The 15,964-nt window shown below is 40.0% G+C and carries 14 protein-coding genes; 13 read left to right on the top strand and 1 reads right to left on the bottom strand.

All coding sequences use genetic code 11. The annotated features are described in order from the left end of the window. The first annotated feature begins 322 nt into the window (after window positions 1-322). From I2I13_RS24535 to I2I13_RS15720, 11 genes are all read left to right on the top strand, one after another. A complete protein-coding gene (locus tag I2I13_RS24535; protein WP_148367037.1) occupies window positions 323-760 on the top strand; it encodes a hypothetical protein in 438 nt (145 codons plus the stop codon). A gap of 155 nt (window positions 761-915) precedes the next feature. Beyond that, window positions 916-1,713 carry a MotA/TolQ/ExbB proton channel family protein gene (locus I2I13_RS15765; protein ID WP_148367038.1) on the top strand — a complete coding sequence of 266 codons (798 nt, stop codon included), beginning with the start codon at window positions 916-918 and terminating at the stop codon, window positions 1,711-1,713. A 33-nt stretch (window positions 1,714-1,746) separates the two neighbouring features. Beyond that, window positions 1,747-2,352 (top strand): biopolymer transporter ExbD, encoded by a 606-nt coding sequence (locus I2I13_RS15760; RefSeq protein ID WP_004296287.1) that lies wholly within the window; start codon window positions 1,747-1,749, stop codon window positions 2,350-2,352. A 15-nt stretch (window positions 2,353-2,367) separates the two neighbouring features. Next, the gene (locus I2I13_RS15755; RefSeq protein WP_122138839.1) at window positions 2,368-3,021 is read left to right on the top strand and encodes a biopolymer transporter ExbD; all 654 of its coding nucleotides are present in this window, start codon (window positions 2,368-2,370) and stop codon (window positions 3,019-3,021) included. Between the two features lie 26 nt (window positions 3,022-3,047). Continuing rightward, window positions 3,048-3,863 carry an energy transducer TonB gene (locus I2I13_RS15750; protein WP_148367039.1) on the top strand — a complete coding sequence of 272 codons (816 nt, stop codon included), beginning with the start codon at window positions 3,048-3,050 and terminating at the stop codon, window positions 3,861-3,863. 3 nt (window positions 3,864-3,866) lie between these two features. Then, the gene (locus tag I2I13_RS15745; RefSeq protein ID WP_195649944.1) at window positions 3,867-4,811 is read left to right on the top strand and encodes a PstS family phosphate ABC transporter substrate-binding protein; all 945 of its coding nucleotides are present in this window, start codon (window positions 3,867-3,869) and stop codon (window positions 4,809-4,811) included. 21 nt (window positions 4,812-4,832) lie between these two features. Further along, the gene (locus I2I13_RS15740) at window positions 4,833-6,299 is read left to right on the top strand and encodes a tetratricopeptide repeat protein (RefSeq protein ID WP_167511885.1); all 1,467 of its coding nucleotides are present in this window, start codon (window positions 4,833-4,835) and stop codon (window positions 6,297-6,299) included. Window positions 6,300-6,471: 172 nt separating this feature from the next. After that, window positions 6,472-7,317 carry an ATP-binding cassette domain-containing protein gene (locus tag I2I13_RS15735; protein ID WP_148367041.1) on the top strand — a complete coding sequence of 282 codons (846 nt, stop codon included), beginning with the start codon at window positions 6,472-6,474 and terminating at the stop codon, window positions 7,315-7,317. Between the two features lie 6 nt (window positions 7,318-7,323). Beyond that, window positions 7,324-8,148: a hypothetical protein gene (locus tag I2I13_RS15730; protein ID WP_148367042.1), complete on the top strand. Its 825-nt coding sequence runs from the start codon at window positions 7,324-7,326 to the stop codon at window positions 8,146-8,148. A gap of 11 nt (window positions 8,149-8,159) precedes the next feature. Continuing rightward, complete coding sequence (locus tag I2I13_RS15725) at window positions 8,160-8,528, top strand: GntR family transcriptional regulator (RefSeq protein WP_004296279.1); 369 nt, start codon at window positions 8,160-8,162, stop codon at window positions 8,526-8,528. Between the two features lie 17 nt (window positions 8,529-8,545). Next, window positions 8,546-9,352 carry a hypothetical protein gene (locus I2I13_RS15720; protein WP_195649943.1) on the top strand — a complete coding sequence of 269 codons (807 nt, stop codon included), beginning with the start codon at window positions 8,546-8,548 and terminating at the stop codon, window positions 9,350-9,352. Window positions 9,353-9,523: 171 nt separating this feature from the next. Here I2I13_RS15720 and I2I13_RS15715 read toward each other — a convergent pair whose 3' ends face one another. Further along, on the bottom strand, window positions 9,524-11,161 hold the full coding sequence (locus I2I13_RS15715) for an alpha-galactosidase (RefSeq protein WP_195649942.1): 1,638 nt from the start codon (window positions 11,159-11,161) through the stop codon (window positions 9,524-9,526). A gap of 1,453 nt (window positions 11,162-12,614) precedes the next feature. On the opposite strand from I2I13_RS15715, the gene I2I13_RS15710 reads away from it, so the two are divergent. Further along, window positions 12,615-14,270 carry an ATP-binding protein gene (locus tag I2I13_RS15710; RefSeq protein ID WP_195649941.1) on the top strand — a complete coding sequence of 552 codons (1,656 nt, stop codon included), beginning with the start codon at window positions 12,615-12,617 and terminating at the stop codon, window positions 14,268-14,270. Between the two features lie 25 nt (window positions 14,271-14,295). Continuing rightward, window positions 14,296-15,882, top strand: coding sequence for a hypothetical protein (locus tag I2I13_RS15705; protein WP_195649940.1), 1,587 nt, complete (start codon window positions 14,296-14,298; stop codon window positions 15,880-15,882). Window positions 15,883-15,964 lie beyond the last annotated feature (82 nt).

Here is a 15,964-nt window from a genome sequence, read left to right as displayed (position 1 = left end):
ATTCCGAACAGAGAAGTTAAGCCTCGTCACGCCGATGGTACTGCGTAACAGTGGGAGAGTAGGTAGCCGCCGTTTTTAAAGAGTCCCCTTCAGTAGAAATATTGAAGGGGATTTTTAATTCCTTAAAACTCTGGATATTCGGAGGATATGTTTTTTTTAACACATTAAGTCGCCAATTCATTGAACAAAACATATTGTAGCTTGTTTCTATAGAAGAGTTAAACTTTAATGTTTAAATGATGTGAATGACGATAAACATATACAATTAATTGCTACATTTGTGGCTGAATCTATTGTAATCGATTAAACAACTAAAAATACAATGAAACTTTCTCCGAAATTCATATTAGCTTTTCTTCTGCTGATGCTATCATTTAGCGTAAGCGGGAATACTATGAATTTCTCTCCCCGTATTTTTAGTGACTCCTCTTGCCAATTATCAGAATTATCTTCTGACAGCCGTCAACGCTCTTCTGTAGATGGGCAGTCTGTTAGCTATGATAGCGTCCGTTCTTTATCTGTTTCTGATGTAGAATTAGGACTTAAACTCGTATCAGAATCAAACTCGAATAATTATCGTCTGCGTAGAATCATTGAAATCAATGACTCCTTGAAAGACGTTATGCATAAGTTTCTCGTGTTAAGAGAAAACTCTTTAGTATTAGATCAAAGTAAATCTTTTTATTCGGATAAGGATCCACATTACTCCATTACGTGTAGCGACTACTATGTGTTCGCTTTAAGACGCATCCTTATTTAGTCTTTTCCCCCTATTTTTATTCGTTTTTTTCGTACTCTGTATGAAACCGTGTGACTTTACCTTTTAAAAGTTGCAGGGTCTGTAGCGCAGTGTGTCTAATCGAAATATTTACTTCCTAAATAACTAAAATTAATTTCTTAACAAAAAAACTTATTATGGAAACTACTAAAAAAACTCAAGTTGTAGGTATAAAGAATGCCGGTATCGTAATCATCTGCTGTTTAGTAATAGCTGTATGTATCTTTCAATTCCTATTAGGTAACCCGTCCAACTTTATGAACAATGACCCTAACAATCACCCGTTGAACATGTTGGGTACTATTTACAAAGGTGGTATCATCGTACCTATTATCCAGACATTGTTGTTAACTGTACTTGCTTTGAGCATCGAGCGTTATTTTGCTCTTCGTTCTGCTTTCGGTAAAGGTTCATTGGCTAAGTTTGTAGCTAATATCAAAGACGCTTTAGCTGCAGGTGACATGAAGAAAGCACAGGAAATCTGTGACAAACAACGTGGTTCTGTTGCTAACGTAGTAACTTCTACTTTGCGTAAGTATGAAGAAATGGAAAAGAACACTGCTCTTCCTAAAGAACAGAAGCTGTTGGCTATCCAGAAAGAACTTGAAGAAGCTACTGCTTTGGAAATGCCTATGATGCAACAAAACCTTCCGATCATCGCTACTATCACTACTTTGGGTACATTGATGGGATTGCTTGGTACTGTAATCGGTATGATCCGTTCATTTGCTGCTTTGTCTGCTGGTGGTGGTGCCGACTCTATGGCTTTGTCACAAGGTATCTCTGAAGCTTTGATTAACACTGCTTTCGGTATCTTGACTGGTGCATTGGCTGTTATCTCTTACAACTATTACACTAACAAAATCGATAAATTGACTTACGGACTCGACGAAGTCGGATTCTCTATCGTGCAAACTTTTGCTGCTACTCACTAATTCTGCGAACCCTTATAAAATCTATTATTAATCATGGGTAGAGCGCAAATTAAAAAGAAAAGTACGTTCATAGATATGACAGCTATGAGTGACGTTACTGTATTGCTTCTGACTTTCTTTATGTTGACTTCAACATTTGTGAAGAAAGAACCAGTACAAGTTACCACTCCGGCTTCCGTATCGGAAATCAAGATTCCGGAGACGAATGTACTCCAGATTCTGGTTGATCCGGAAGGAAAAATATTTATGAGCCTCGACAAGCAGCAGGATATGCAGGCTGTATTGGAGAGCATGGGTGAAGAGTATGGCATTAAGTTTACTCCGGAACAGGAGAAGAGATTTATCTTGTCTTCTACTTTTGGAGTACCTATCAGAAGTATGCAGAAATATCTTGATCTCCCGGAAGATCAACGGGATAAGATCTTAAAGAATGAAGGTATTCCATGCGATAGTGTTGACAATCAGTTTAAATCGTGGGTACGTAATGCACGTACTGCTAACGCTGATCTACGTATTGCTATCAAGGCAGACGCTACGACTCCATACTCAGTGATAAAGAACGTTATGAACTCACTTCAGGATTTGCGGGAAAATCGGTACAATCTGATTACTTCTCTCAAAGCAGAATCTGAAAATTAAAAAGGAGGAAATACAATGAGTGCTGAAGTACAAGAGAGCGGCGGAAAAAGAGGAAAAAGCAAGCAAAAGAAAATATCTGTCCGGGTGGACTTTACACCGATGGTGGACATGAACATGTTGCTGATTACTTTCTTTATGCTTTGTACCACACTGAGCAAACCTCAGACGATGGAGATAAGCATGCCGAGTAATGACAAAGATATAACTGAACAACAAAAGAGTATGGTGAAGGCTTCACAAGCAATTACGTTATTGCTGGGAGCTGATAACAAACTCTATTATTACGAGGGAGAACCTAATTATAAGGATTATACCTCGTTGAAGGAAACTAGCTACGGCGCAGATGGACTGCGTGCCGTACTTCTTCAGAAGAATGCTGTTGCTGTCAATAAAGTAAGGGAATTGAAGCAGCAAAAACTTGATCTAAAGATCACGGATGATGAATTTAAGAAGCAGGTTTCTGAGATAAAGAGCGGAAAGGATACACCGACCGTAATTATCAAAGCTACCGATGATGCTTCTTATATGAATCTGATTGACGCGCTGGACGAAATGCAGATATGTAATATTGGTAAATATGTGATAACAGATATCGCTGAAGCTGATGAATTCTTGATTAAGAATTACGATGCGAAAGGTGGATTGTCACAGAACTTAGCCGATAATTGATGTAACACCTAAAAAAGAAAAGTAAAATGGCAAAATTAGATTTAGCTTCTTCGGAATGGTGTCAACTGATTTTTGAAGGCAAAAACCAAGCATACGGCGCATATAGACTGCGTGCCAATTCAACAAAACGACATAATGTCGCTATGTTGATTGTAGTGGTCATAGCAGCGGTTGGATTTAGTATCCCTACACTGCTTAAGTTGGCAACTCCGGAGCAGAAAGAAGTGATGACAGAAGTAACTACTCTGTCAAAATTGGAAGAACCTGAAATCAAACAGGAAGAGATGAAACGCGTTGAACCGGTGGCACCTCCTCCCCCTGCATTGAAGAGTTCTATCAAGTTTACAGCTCCTGTCATCAAGAAAGATGAAGAAGTGCATGAAGACAATGAAATCAAGAGCCAGGAAGATTTGAATGCTACCAAAGTATCTATCTCCATTGCCGACGTAAAAGGTAATGACGAGGCTAACGGTAAAGATATCGCAGACCTTAAGCAGGTGGTAACACAGGCTGCACCGGAACCGGAAAAAGTTTTCGATATGGTAGAACAGATGCCGACTTTCCCCGGTGGACAGTCTGAATTGATGGCTTACCTGGGTAAGAATATCAAATATCCGACTATTGCACAGGAGAATGGAACACAAGGTCGCGTTATTATACAGTTTGTTGTGGAACGTGATGGTTCTATTTCTGACGTACATGTGGCTCGTGGTGTAGACCCTTATTTGGATAAGGAAGCTGTTCGTGTGGTAAAAAGCATGCCGAAATGGCTCCCTGGTAAGCAGAATGGAAAAGCGGTACGTGTGAAGTTCACCGTTCCGGTAATGTTTAAACTACAGTAAAGAATGATGAAGAGACAATTAAGGCTGATAGGAATTGTTGTGTTAGCGACGTTGAGTGCTTGTAACTCAAAGTCAAAAGGACCGACGGATACTTATTCTTCCGGTGTGGTATCTATCGCAGCGGATGAGAGTTTTGAACCTATCATACAAGAAGAGATAGAGGTGTTTGAAAGCCTTTACCCTTTGGCCGGGATTGTCCCTCGCTACACAACTGAAGTGGAAGCGATAAATTTACTTCTGAAAGACAGTGTCCGGTTGGCTATTGCAACCCGGACACTGACTAAGGAAGAAATGAATTCATTCCACAGCCGTAAGTTTTTCCCTCGCGAGATAAAATTGGCTACGGATGGTCTGGCATTGATTGTGAATCGTGCTAATCCGGATTCTTTGTTGAGTGTACGTGATTTCCGCCGCATCCTTACCGGTGAAGTGAAAAACTGGAAAGAGGTAAATCTGAATTCCCGTTTGAAAGGGATTCAGGTGGTGTTCGATAATAAGAACTCCAGTACCGTACGTTTTGCAATGGATTCAATCTGTGGTGGAAAAGAGTTGGCTGAAGGTAACGTCAGTGCCTTGAAAACCAACCAGCAGGTGATAGATTATGTAGCGAATAATCCCGATGCTATGGGAGTTATTGGAGTAAACTGGTTGGGGAACCGCAGTGATACAACCAATCTTTCTTTTCGCGAAGAGATCAAAGTGATGTCAGTGAGTGCAGAGGATGTAGCAACTCCTGCTAACAGTTATAAACCTTATCAGGCTTACTTGTTTTATGGTAACTATCCGTTGGCACGATCTATTTATGCATTGCTGAATGATCCTCGCAGTGGGCTGCCTTGGGGATTTGCTTCTTTTATGACATCCGACAAAGGGCAGAGGATTATATTAAAATCCGGACTTGTTCCGGCTACTCAGCCGGTACGTATTGTCCACGTGAAAGACGAATAATAACTAAAATTAGAGACTATAATGAAAAGAGTACAAATGTTTTTAGCTGGAGCGTTTATAGCAGTAGGGTCGCTCTATGCGCAATCATCTGATGCCGAATGGCAGGCCGGGGTTGCGAAATTGAAAGAAACTATTCAGACGAATCCGGCACAGGCTGCTGAAGAAGCTGAGCATCTGATTAAAGGAAAAAATAAGAAAAATGTGGAATTGCTGGTAGCTATTGGAGATGCATATCTGAATGCTGACAAGATTCCAGAAGCGCAGGAGTATGCAGCTCTTGCCAGAAAAGCGAATGGTAAATCGGCTCTTGCTTCTGTATTGGAAGGAAATATTGCCGTAAAACAGAAAAATGCGGGTCTGGCTTCTCAAAAGTATGAGGAGGCAATTTATTTCGATCCGAAATGCACGGAAGCTTATCTGAAATATGCAGATATTTATAAATCAGCCAATGCAAGTCTTGCCATTGAGAAGCTGAACCAATTGAAGGAACTGGAACCGTCCAACACAGCTGTAGATAAAAAATTAGCCGAGATTTACTATTTAAAAAATGATTTTAATAAAGCGGTAGAGGCTTATGCGAATTTTGCAATGGGACCTACTGCTACGGAAGAAGATTTGGTGAAGTATGCTTTTGCTCTATTTTTGAACCATGATTTTGATAAATCACTCGAAGTAGCTAATATGGGATTGCAAAAGAATGCCCACCATGCTGCGTTCAATCGTTTGGCAATGTATAATTATACTGACCTGAAGCGTTTTGATGAAGCGTTGAAGGCTGCAGATGTCTTCTTCAAGGAATGTGATAAAGCCGATTATTCATATTTGGATTATATGTATTATGGACATCTGCTGGAGAGTCTGAAAAAATATGATGATGCAGTGGTACAATATGAGAAAGCGGTAAAGATGGATCCGACAAAGACGGATTTATATAAGAATATCTCTTCTGCATACGAACAGAAGAATGATTATAAGAAAGCAATCAGTGCTTACCAGAAATATTATTCATCTCTTGATAAAGAAAAACAGACTCCGGACTTACAGTTCCAGTTTGGTCGACTTTATTACGGTGCTGGTACGCAACCTGATTCATTAGCAATCACTGTTGAAGAACGCAAGCAAGCGTTAATGTCCGCCGATTCTACTTTCCATGCAATTGCAGAAGCAGCGCCGGACAGCTATTTGGGTAACTTCTGGAGAGCTCGTGCCAATTCAGCACTTGACCCTGAGACAACTCAAGGACTTGCGAAACCTTTCTATGAGGAAGTGGCCGCTTTATTGGAAAGCAAAAACGATCCTCATTACAATTCAGCTTTGGTTGAATGCTACAGTTATCTTGGATATTACTATTTGTTAGCTATCGAAAATCCGGCATTGAAAGCCGAAGCAAAGGCTAATAAAGATAAATCCATCGAATACTGGAGTAAAATTCTGGCTATAGACCCCGCTAATGCTACTGCTAAAAGGGCATTGGACGGCATCAAATAGTGAATAATTTTAGTTGTTTGTCGTGACAGGAGGAGTGGAGAGTGATCTTAGCTCCTCCTTTTTTTGTACTTTTTTCTTCTTTTCTATTGGAATATTCAAAAGATTGTCTACTTTTGTGGTGTACTATTACACTAATACACCAAAAGAACATTATTCATTAAACAGAAATACTATGATTACAGTAGAAAATCTTTCATTTACTTATCGTAAATCGAAGCGTGCGGTACTACATGATTTTTCGCTTTCGTTCGAATCCGGCAGGGTATATGGACTGTTGGGAAAGAATGGCGCGGGAAAATCTACTCTTCTCTATCTGATGTCCGGCTTGTTGACTCCTAAAAACGGTAAAGTGATGTTCCACGATACAGATGTGCGCCGTCGGTTGCCGGTTACTTTGCAGGATATGTTTTTAGTTCCCGAAGAATTTGAGTTGCCTTCGGTTTCTTTGGTCAGCTATATTGAGTTGAACAGTCCTTTTTATCCTCGTTTCAGTAAGGAAGAGATGATCAAATATCTTCATTATTTTGAGATGGATATAGATATTGATCTCGGAGCGCTTTCTATGGGGCAGAAAAAGAAAGTGTTCATGAGTTTTGCGCTTGCTACGAATACCTCTCTTTTGTTGATGGATGAACCGACCAACGGGTTGGATATTCCCGGCAAAAGTCAGTTTCGTAAGTTTATAGCATCAGGTATGTCGGACGATAAAACGATTGTGATTTCCACGCATCAGGTTCGTGACATAGACAAAGTGCTCGATCATGTGTTGATTATGGATGACAGCCGTGTGTTGCTGGATGAGTCGACAAGTAATATTTGCGACAAACTTTTCTTTGTGGAGAGTGATGATCGGGAATTGGCCAAAAGTGCACTTTTTGCAATTCCTACTATTCAGGGTAACTACCTGATCCTTCCTAATGAAAAGCAGGACGAGTCGGAACTAAACCTGGAACTTCTTTTTAATGCTACACTGGCTACTCCTGAAGAGATTGCCCGATTGTTTCACACTCAAAAATAAAAGACGATGATAAAAGATACTTTTTTCAGTTTGCCTCGTTTTATAAATCTCTGCCGTAAGGAGATGGTGGAGAATTGGAGATCGAATGTGCTTCGTATGGTGTTGATGTATGGAGTGATGGCAGTGGTAATGGTTTGGAATGGATATTTTGAGTATAGAGGTACTTATAATTATCAGGAGGATCCGGCGTGGGTATTTCTTCTTGTCACTTTTATCTGGGCTTTGTGGGGATTCGGCTGTTTGAGTGCTTCGTTTACAATGGAAAAGATGAAAACGAAAACGAGCCGTACTTCCATGTTAATGATTCCGGCAACTCCTTTCGAGAAGTTTTTCTCCAGATGGTTTGTATTTACGGTTGTGTATCTGGTTGTTTTCCTGATATGTTATAAGTTGGCGGACTATACGCGCTTTGCTGTCTATTCTTTAGCCTATCCGGAGAAGGATTTTATTACTCCTGTCGACTTGTCACATTTGGTTGGTGATGAAAAATATTATACTTTATGCAGGCGAGGGTTGGAATTTGGAGCGCTGATATCAGGGTATTTCTTTGTTCAATCCTTATTTGTGTTAGGTAGCTCTATTTGGCCTAAGAATTCTTTTTTGAAAACATTTGCATCGGGAACGATTATAGGCATAGTATATTTTTTAGTGGCTGCTTTGGTGAGTAGGGGGTTGTTGGAAGGCAGTAACAAGCACTATTCAGGAGGCGTATTGGAGTCACAGGAAGTTGTCATGTGGATCGTAATTGGCGTCGGCATCTTTTTTGCGTTGGTGAATTGGACACTGGCTTATTTCCGCTTTAAGGAGTCTGAAATTATTAATAGAATGTAATACCTTAACCTATGAATTTTAAAGAAAGTAAAGCTATTTATTTACAGATTGCAGATAGAATCTGTGATGAGATATTGCTGGGGCAATATCCGGAAGAGGAGCGGATTCCTTCTGTCAGAGAGTATGCTGCCATTGTGGAGGTGAATGCTAATACGGTGATGCGTTCCTTTGACTATCTTCAGGTACAAAATATTATTTATAATAAACGTGGCATAGGGTATTTTGTAGCTTCGGGAGCAAAAGAATTGATTCATTCTCTCCGTAAAGATACCTTTTTGAAGGAAGAATTGGACTATTTCTTTCGTCAGTTGTATACGCTTGATATACCGATAAAAGAAATAGAGACAATGTATCATGAGTTTATAAAAAAGCAGAAATAGAATAAAGACGAAATATTATGAAACGTACTACTTATATATTTATAGGCCTTCTCGTTTCCGGATTGATTGTAATTGTGGCAACTATTATTTTCATATTTATGTCGGGGAAGCCGTATCAGGAAGATGGAGCCTTTTTGGGTAATGAACAGGTGAAGATGGATTTGAATGGCATACATGTTATAAAGGTGTTTACCAGCCAGGATGGAGTACCTGAAACGAGACGTGTGTTTATTAGCGGCGAAATGAAAATAGGATCTACTGCCGCTTCGTCAGGGAAAGAACAGGTTTCATATCCCAAAGGGGACTATTTGAATGTTACCCAAAAGGATGATACTTTGTTTATGAAGTTAGATCTTAATGTGAACAATAGTCCGGAAAAGTATCGGGACAGAGATTATATCTTTGTGAGTGGTTTTGATGTGAGTTTGGCTGTGGATTCGCTGGCCAGTATCATTGCTGATGCAGAAGGCTTGAAATTGAATCTGATAAATGTTGAAACAGATTCATTGTTTGTTCGTGGTAATCGTTATAACATATCATTGGATTCTTGCCGACTTGGTTCGTTTGATATTCAGGGAAATGGACTGGACTTTCATGCAAAAGATAGTAAAATTGAAAACTTCTATTTGAATTTGGATGGTGTATGGAGATGGACATTTGAGAATACGGAAGTGGGGACGGAATATCTGAGTGGCAGCGATCGTCACTCTAATGATCTGCAGAAAGGAGAATGTAAGCGGGTGGTCTGGACACCTCTGACAGAAGATGCACGTTTGCAGGTGAATGTAAGAGAGGAAGCGGTGATTATGATAACACCGGAATAAACAGGAATAAGTATGAAGAGATCAAATATGATACGGATTACTAGACAGTATCTAAACTAAAAAGGAGCAATAATGGATTTTAAAGTGCCTCCTAAAAGTAAGATGAAAAACTTTTAGGGGCACATTTATTCCGTTATTGCTCCTTTTAATAGATGAGGTTATATAGTCAAATTACAGCGCTTTCTTCAGAGTGAAGCAGTCGATATCCGGTGCCCAGTTATAACTATTACCCATGCGAATAGTGTTGTATCCGGCTTTTAATTCGACGGGAACTGTGATTTGGTTATGACCATTATCCTCTCCCAGAGAGTCGATTTTGGTAATGATGCCGTTTACGTCCAGTTCTATTTGTCGTCCTTTGCCATATAAATAATGGATGGTCATATCATAGCGTCCGCCATCTTCGCTATATACTTCCCGCCATTCGGCATAATTTTCCGGTTGTCCGCCAAGGAAACCTACTTTCATTTTGCCGGAGGCTTCCTTATCATGGGCATAAAGAATACCTTTAGGATTTTTGCCAAGGTCATTGAAAAGAGGTAAATAAGCCCATTCCGCTTCGTACAAGGTCGGTTCCAAGCGTGTTTCACCTTCTATGCGGAGAAACATGGCACTGTGTGCAGGAAGCGTTTGTTCGAAGGTACCGGAGAAGTTTCCTAAATCACTATGTTTTACCAGATCACGTACTTTTACGTTTCCTCCAAATTCCAGTGAAGAGAACGGCACGGAGAAACTGCAGATGGTATCGGAAGGATTGTAAAGAGCTACTGCACGTACATTCCCACGTTTCTGTTCAATATCTTTAACGAGTACATAGCCTTCATTTTCATGCTGCACTACATAGGCCTGCAAGCCCAGCGGATCTTGGTTGAGGGCAATCAGTTCTTTATTAGTCAGCAGTTCGAGCGAAGAATCCGGTATGTTTTCCAGATTGCATCCGATAAGCAAAGGAGAGCTCATGATACACCATAAACCGAAATGAGCTTCTTCTTCTGTCTGAGTAAGACCTTGTCCGCCTACTTTACTGTCGTTACGGAATCCGATGACCATCATATCCATGTCATTATAATGTCCGTTTCCGGCATAGGCTGACAGGTAGAGATTCTTTCCTACTACATATCTTAATGATCCCCAATGTGCATTAATATCTCCACTGATACGCCAGGAAGTTGCTGCATCTTTAGCCCAAGTGCCTGGAAAAGCCCATCGGCAGATGTTGATGGAAACATCTTTGTTTACTTTGTCTATACTGTTCCGGATGGAAGTGTATCGTTCCTTTTCATTAAGTCCCAGCGCATCTCCTCCGCAATAATCAATTTTGATAAAGTCGAAACCCCAGTCGCCAAAGTACAATTGGGCGTCTTGTGGTTCGTGTCCATAGATACCAGCTCCTATACCTGCTGTATCATTGTCCCACATGGAGCCACATGTGCTGTTGCCCGCATCGGTATAGAGACCGGCTTTCATTCCCAAGCTGTGAACGTAATCCGCAATCGGTTTCATCCCATTCGGGAAACGTTGTTCGTGGGTATGCATAATCCCGTTGTCATCGCGCTTTCCGAAATAGCCGTCATCAACATTGACATAATGATATCCGGCATCTTTCAGACCTTTTTTCACCATCAGGTCGGCTTGATGCTTGATGATGTCTTCGCTGATATCTACACGAAATGCATTCCATGAACTCCATCCCATGATGGGAGGATTGACTGTCTTTTCATTCTCGGAAAGGATAGTTTGAGTCTTTGTGCAACTGATGCACATAAATGAAGCTACTGCTACTGTAAAGAGATAAATCCTGTTTTTCATGATATAATGGGTTGTTTTTTATTACATATCCGTCCTGAATTTGTTCAGGTGACTGAATAGAAATAAAGGGCAACTTGCTGTACTCCAGAAAGCTACCCTTTGTTTTTGTCGGAATGAGGCGAATTGTCGCGCAATTATTCTCTCGCAAGGGTAACTGATTATTAAATAGTTATACTCCTTAAAATCTCACGGTTAGAACTTTCTCGTCCCGATTGCATCCCGGATAACGGGGCTTCATTCTTACTATTATTTTTCATAATGTTCATCAAAATTATTGCATTGTTAATTAGTATTTTGAAACTATATAGATTATTTCTCCAAATCTGATTCGCTTACATTGGCTTAAACCTTTATATTTTATAAAATTTATAAGTCTTTCTTTTACAGTCATGTATCGGTTTGCTAAATTGTTTTTAATTGTACAGAGAGAAATTCTATAAATTGGTTGAATTTTACAGATAAATGCTCCATGTTTGCATCGTGTTATAAAAATAACACCACGAAGTTAATAAAACATCTTGTAATAACATTAGTATAAATTAAAATTTTATCAATCATGGCATTTAGTAAGTATATAAAGCTTTCCGAATTAGCAAACTGATACAATAAAACGGATTGCTGACTTGCCGAGCTCGACTACTGCATCTGTGTACCGATGGATAGCAGGTAAAGCTTCCCCACCTTTTTTTAGAAGAGAATATATCAAGGCTTTTACGATCTTAAGATTGCTGCTTGGCTGAAAGAGCAGAAAATGTCAAGACTAAGATGCAAAAGGTTGACTTTTAATTAATTAGAAAGATTGAAAATCTTTTGGTCAAAAGGATAATAAATCCTATCATAATCATTAACGTAACGGTATGGAAATGAATCAAATGCTTATGATTCTTTTTAGGCACGGATTACACGGATTTCACGGTTTTAGCGTAGTGAGTGCGCAAAGCTACCGTGTAATCTGTGTAATCCGTGCCTAAATTTTATGACTTGTTTAATTCAGAACCGTACGAAAGAGAATCAAATCATGAAAAAAAAACTTATGGATTGATGTGGTTGGTTCAGTAGAAGAAGCTGAACTGATGAAATGTAAATTGTATGCTAATAATGGGACTAAAGTGGTTAGAAAACTTTATATAATATACAGCGGTATTCTGTTGTGTAATTTATACTGATATATTAATTTTTATATCAGACTATAGCTATGATGAGGCCCTTCGGGCTGCTAAAACAATTAAATAATACAAATTAGAAAGTTCTAATAATTTCCTATATTATAGTGTTCATGGGAATTTCAAGCATAAATCATTTCTTTCTGATAGCCTGCATATTAACCTTGGAATATACTGGGCTGAACCTATTCGTTTTGCTGTATGTTCTCTTTACATAGACGAAGGAATCAGAATCGTCACATTTGGTCGGTGAATGTGGCATATTGTTTCACTTTTAAATGTATACGAATATGAAAACTTTATTTGTTTTTCTGTTTGTTTTGCTTGCATTTTACTCCTGTGATATGGACGATCCGATTAATGCAGAAGATTCATTGGTTACAACCGATAAGGAGACTGATGCTATCGAGCTAACTGCCCAATCTGGTAGTTATCTCATCTGGCTTAATGGAGCAAGTGCAGAAACAAAGAAGATTGCAGATCAGCTGCAAGCAGTGAACCACTATGACAAGGCGTTGTCTTTTAACGATTTACCTGGAGTTGATAAGTCGGCAACATTGGTCGCGATGGCAAGAGATACACTGAATGACTTGACTATCGTTGGCAATGTTGCCGATTTTATCGCGGGTACATATACTCCTGAAATGATACAAGATGTTCGTCACAATCGTCAGGGAGTGATCCTGATTGCCAATGACAGCAAAGGCGAAGATTTGAAAGAACAAATGCTGAAACTTTTCGGACTTTATGTAGATAAGGGATATTATAAAGTTAGTTTTCCGCGTGAGCAACGGTACGCTTATTATGATGTGAATGATCCGGATGCTTTGAAGAAACTTTGTGGTACTGGAGGGCTTATTCCCAACACACGTGATATGTTTTCTGCTCCCGGACCTACAGATGATCCATCGGCTCCGGAAGTAACTGCGCGGGCATTGCATGCTATGAAGAAAATTTATATCAGCAACCGTTTTTATGTTTATACTAGCGACTACAAATATCATATGACGGGATATGAGTCGCTTTTGCCTTATACGGCGGAAATTCGGAATTACGTTCCAAGAGATGATAAAAGGTATGATGGACTGGTAGACAGGGAATGGACTATTGATGTATATAATCTACGCATTTATGCTCCGACCAATGGAGATAATATGATTGCCGTCTACAGTTCGGGTGGCAATGGATTCTCCAACAGGCTTGACAATTCACTGGTATCGCTCGACAATCCACCCATGTATGAAGTTTGGGCACTAATTTGGGGATTGCGTAACAATGCCTATACGAAGATTAACATCCGTGATGGCCAGCGCTCGCAACTGAACCTGAAACTGATTGATTTTGCACCCGGGCTGCCGGAAACCGAAAGTACCATCGGGCATTCGTACAGCAAGAGCGTAGGCTTTGATTTGGGAGTAAGCCCCGTTTTGAAAGGTGATTACTGTTGGGGGAAATCCATCACTTATCAATTATCGGAGATGACTCGGGAGGTGACTCGTACTATCACCGATGCCGAGATGGAGTATTGCTGGAAGTGGTATCCTGAAACTCTCTTTCGGGGTAGTAAGGCTATGAAAGCGAATGGCATGATTGATGGTGCTGCTATGATTTCGCCTGCATGGTATGATATTCTTTACGATCATGTGGCGGGTACTCCAGGTACGGACAATGTTTTCTGCGACTATGATAACGATTTGCAGTTTAATCAAAACCTGCTCAATTACCAACAGGAGTGTGCTATCACTGCTCGGACAACTGGGGCATCGGCAGGTGTGGTAGCTGTTGAAATTACTGATGGGATGGCGTTGCAGCGTGGAGGAGCCTGGTTCACCAGCTGGGGACAGGCCGTCCTACATCCTTTGCCCAGTAGTGCCGGCACAGCCTATGATACAACGGTAGATGTGCATAAAACCACTACCGTATGGATTGATTATAATAATTGGTAAAACGAACTATTAAAAAGGGATTACGATGAGAACAAGAATATTATATAAGACACTCTTGCTTGCAAGCCTTTTTTTCGGGGCATGTGTACAGGATGATATCAACGATGATCCGGTGGCTAATTATAGTAACGAAGAAAAGAAAGATGTCGTCCTGATTCGTATGGGAACCGATGATGCTGAAGTAAAGGATATCACTTCCCGCCTGTTTAACAACATTCCTGCGTCTTGGGAGATTGGGAAAAAAACGATTGTTGACTATGATAAAATGGCAGATCCGGAGACGGAGCTTAATACTGATATTAAGAACCCGGATATCTATGCGACGGTTGTATTAAATATCAATGATGTGATTTCCGGCAAATATCCGGTATCTTTATTTCGTATGCTGAAGTTTTATAAACGGGATTTCTACATTATAGCAACCGGGACTACGCAGGATCAAAAAAATGAAATGCTTTCTTTGATAGGGGTATATATGGAACCGGGCTATTATGGTATCAACTATGATAACGTTCAGCATTATCGTATCTTCCCTTCTGCCGATCCCTATGCTAAGGATAATATGATAGGCAAGGGAGTGAAATCTTTCAGCCGGAGGTTATTGACCCATTCTGTCGATAATCTGCCTGAAAGTCTGGAATTAGATCCCGGATACAATGCACAGATGGCTGACAAAGAAGCTTTGAAACGTATTGAAATTTATAATCGTATTTATGGCTATGCTCAAGGAGATATGAATTATTCCATGCAAGCGGTTCCTTATAAGATGAAAGAGGGCGCCACTCCGGATGTGATAATAGATAATGCTTGGTCAATAGATGCCTATAACTTTCAGATATATAGTAAAAACAATAACTGCATATTGAGTGTAACAAACACTGCCGGCAATGGTTTTACGGCTAATATCAAGGATTATACAACTCCCAAGGGGATTGATGTATATGCTTATATCTGGAACATGATGCGGCAAGCATCCAGTGAGGTGACAATTCACTCTGATGGAGGTATTTTTCGGGAAGTCAGTTATCAACCGCAAACGGTGAATCATGGAGCTAGTTATACAGAGAACTCTTTTTGGAAAGTATCTGTTGAAGTATCGCCCGTCAAGTTGGCAGAGAAACCTTGGGAAGCTCTTCAAGTATCATTTGGCAAAGAGTCATCTACAGATGTATCTTATAAAACTCTGTCCATGGATTATTCTTGTAAAGGACAATTTGGAAACGGGGTGTATAGTAAACTTTGGCAATTTATTCCCGGTGAGTTTTACGACAAAGCGGAAGCTTTTGTTTACGAAACAAGCGAAGGAAAGCGATGGATTGATGCTGCGCAGGCTATGACCCCCAATTACGTGACATGGGGAGGTTATACGCTACGTCAGAACTATTTAAGCCATATCAATAACAGTATGAAATTACATCAACAACAGTGTATCTATTCTTTGAGTTCAGATGCACAGCCCGGTGTCGTTTCTGTTGTCATTACTGATGCCATTGATCTGCAAAAGTCTTATGTGCATTATAACTGTGGTATCCGCTATGGGCACGATTCAGCCAAGACAGATCTCAAAATGACGAAGATGGTCTGGATTGATTTTAGACAATGGGATAATTGAAAAGCTATTAGATTAATATAGGGTAGCCGTCCCGATTTCGTCCCGGCTGTTATTGAAAAATCGGGGATAACTTTCTGCTAAT

This window comes from Bacteroides sp. D55t1_190419_B8, from assembly GCF_015558905.1.
Lineage (GTDB): Bacteria > Bacteroidota > Bacteroidia > Bacteroidales > Bacteroidaceae > Bacteroides > Bacteroides vicugnae.
The sequence above is the reverse complement of the archived record's forward strand: the minus strand, read 5'-3'. Positions and strand labels throughout refer to the sequence as shown.

What these genes read in the sequence shown, in the direction of transcription:
- I2I13_RS24535 (WP_148367037.1), top strand. Translation starts at nt 323, where the DNA reads ATGAAACTTTCTCCGAAATTCATATTAGCTTTTCTTCTGCTGATGCTA.
- I2I13_RS15765 (WP_148367038.1), top strand. Translation starts at nt 916, where the DNA reads ATGGAAACTACTAAAAAAACTCAAGTTGTAGGTATAAAGAATGCCGGT.
- I2I13_RS15760 (WP_004296287.1), top strand. Translation starts at nt 1,747, where the DNA reads ATGGGTAGAGCGCAAATTAAAAAGAAAAGTACGTTCATAGATATGACA.
- I2I13_RS15755 (WP_122138839.1), top strand. Translation starts at nt 2,368, where the DNA reads ATGAGTGCTGAAGTACAAGAGAGCGGCGGAAAAAGAGGAAAAAGCAAG.
- I2I13_RS15750 (WP_148367039.1), top strand. Translation starts at nt 3,048, where the DNA reads ATGGCAAAATTAGATTTAGCTTCTTCGGAATGGTGTCAACTGATTTTT.
- I2I13_RS15745 (WP_195649944.1), top strand. Translation starts at nt 3,867, where the DNA reads ATGATGAAGAGACAATTAAGGCTGATAGGAATTGTTGTGTTAGCGACG.
- I2I13_RS15740 (WP_167511885.1), top strand. Translation starts at nt 4,833, where the DNA reads ATGAAAAGAGTACAAATGTTTTTAGCTGGAGCGTTTATAGCAGTAGGG.
- I2I13_RS15735 (WP_148367041.1), top strand. Translation starts at nt 6,472, where the DNA reads ATGATTACAGTAGAAAATCTTTCATTTACTTATCGTAAATCGAAGCGT.
- I2I13_RS15730 (WP_148367042.1), top strand. Translation starts at nt 7,324, where the DNA reads ATGATAAAAGATACTTTTTTCAGTTTGCCTCGTTTTATAAATCTCTGC.
- I2I13_RS15725 (WP_004296279.1), top strand. Translation starts at nt 8,160, where the DNA reads ATGAATTTTAAAGAAAGTAAAGCTATTTATTTACAGATTGCAGATAGA.
- I2I13_RS15720 (WP_195649943.1), top strand. Translation starts at nt 8,546, where the DNA reads ATGAAACGTACTACTTATATATTTATAGGCCTTCTCGTTTCCGGATTG.
- I2I13_RS15715 (WP_195649942.1), bottom strand. Translation starts at nt 11,161, where the DNA reads ATGAAAAACAGGATTTATCTCTTTACAGTAGCAGTAGCTTCATTTATG.
- I2I13_RS15710 (WP_195649941.1), top strand. Translation starts at nt 12,615, where the DNA reads ATGAAAACTTTATTTGTTTTTCTGTTTGTTTTGCTTGCATTTTACTCC.
- I2I13_RS15705 (WP_195649940.1), top strand. Translation starts at nt 14,296, where the DNA reads ATGAGAACAAGAATATTATATAAGACACTCTTGCTTGCAAGCCTTTTT.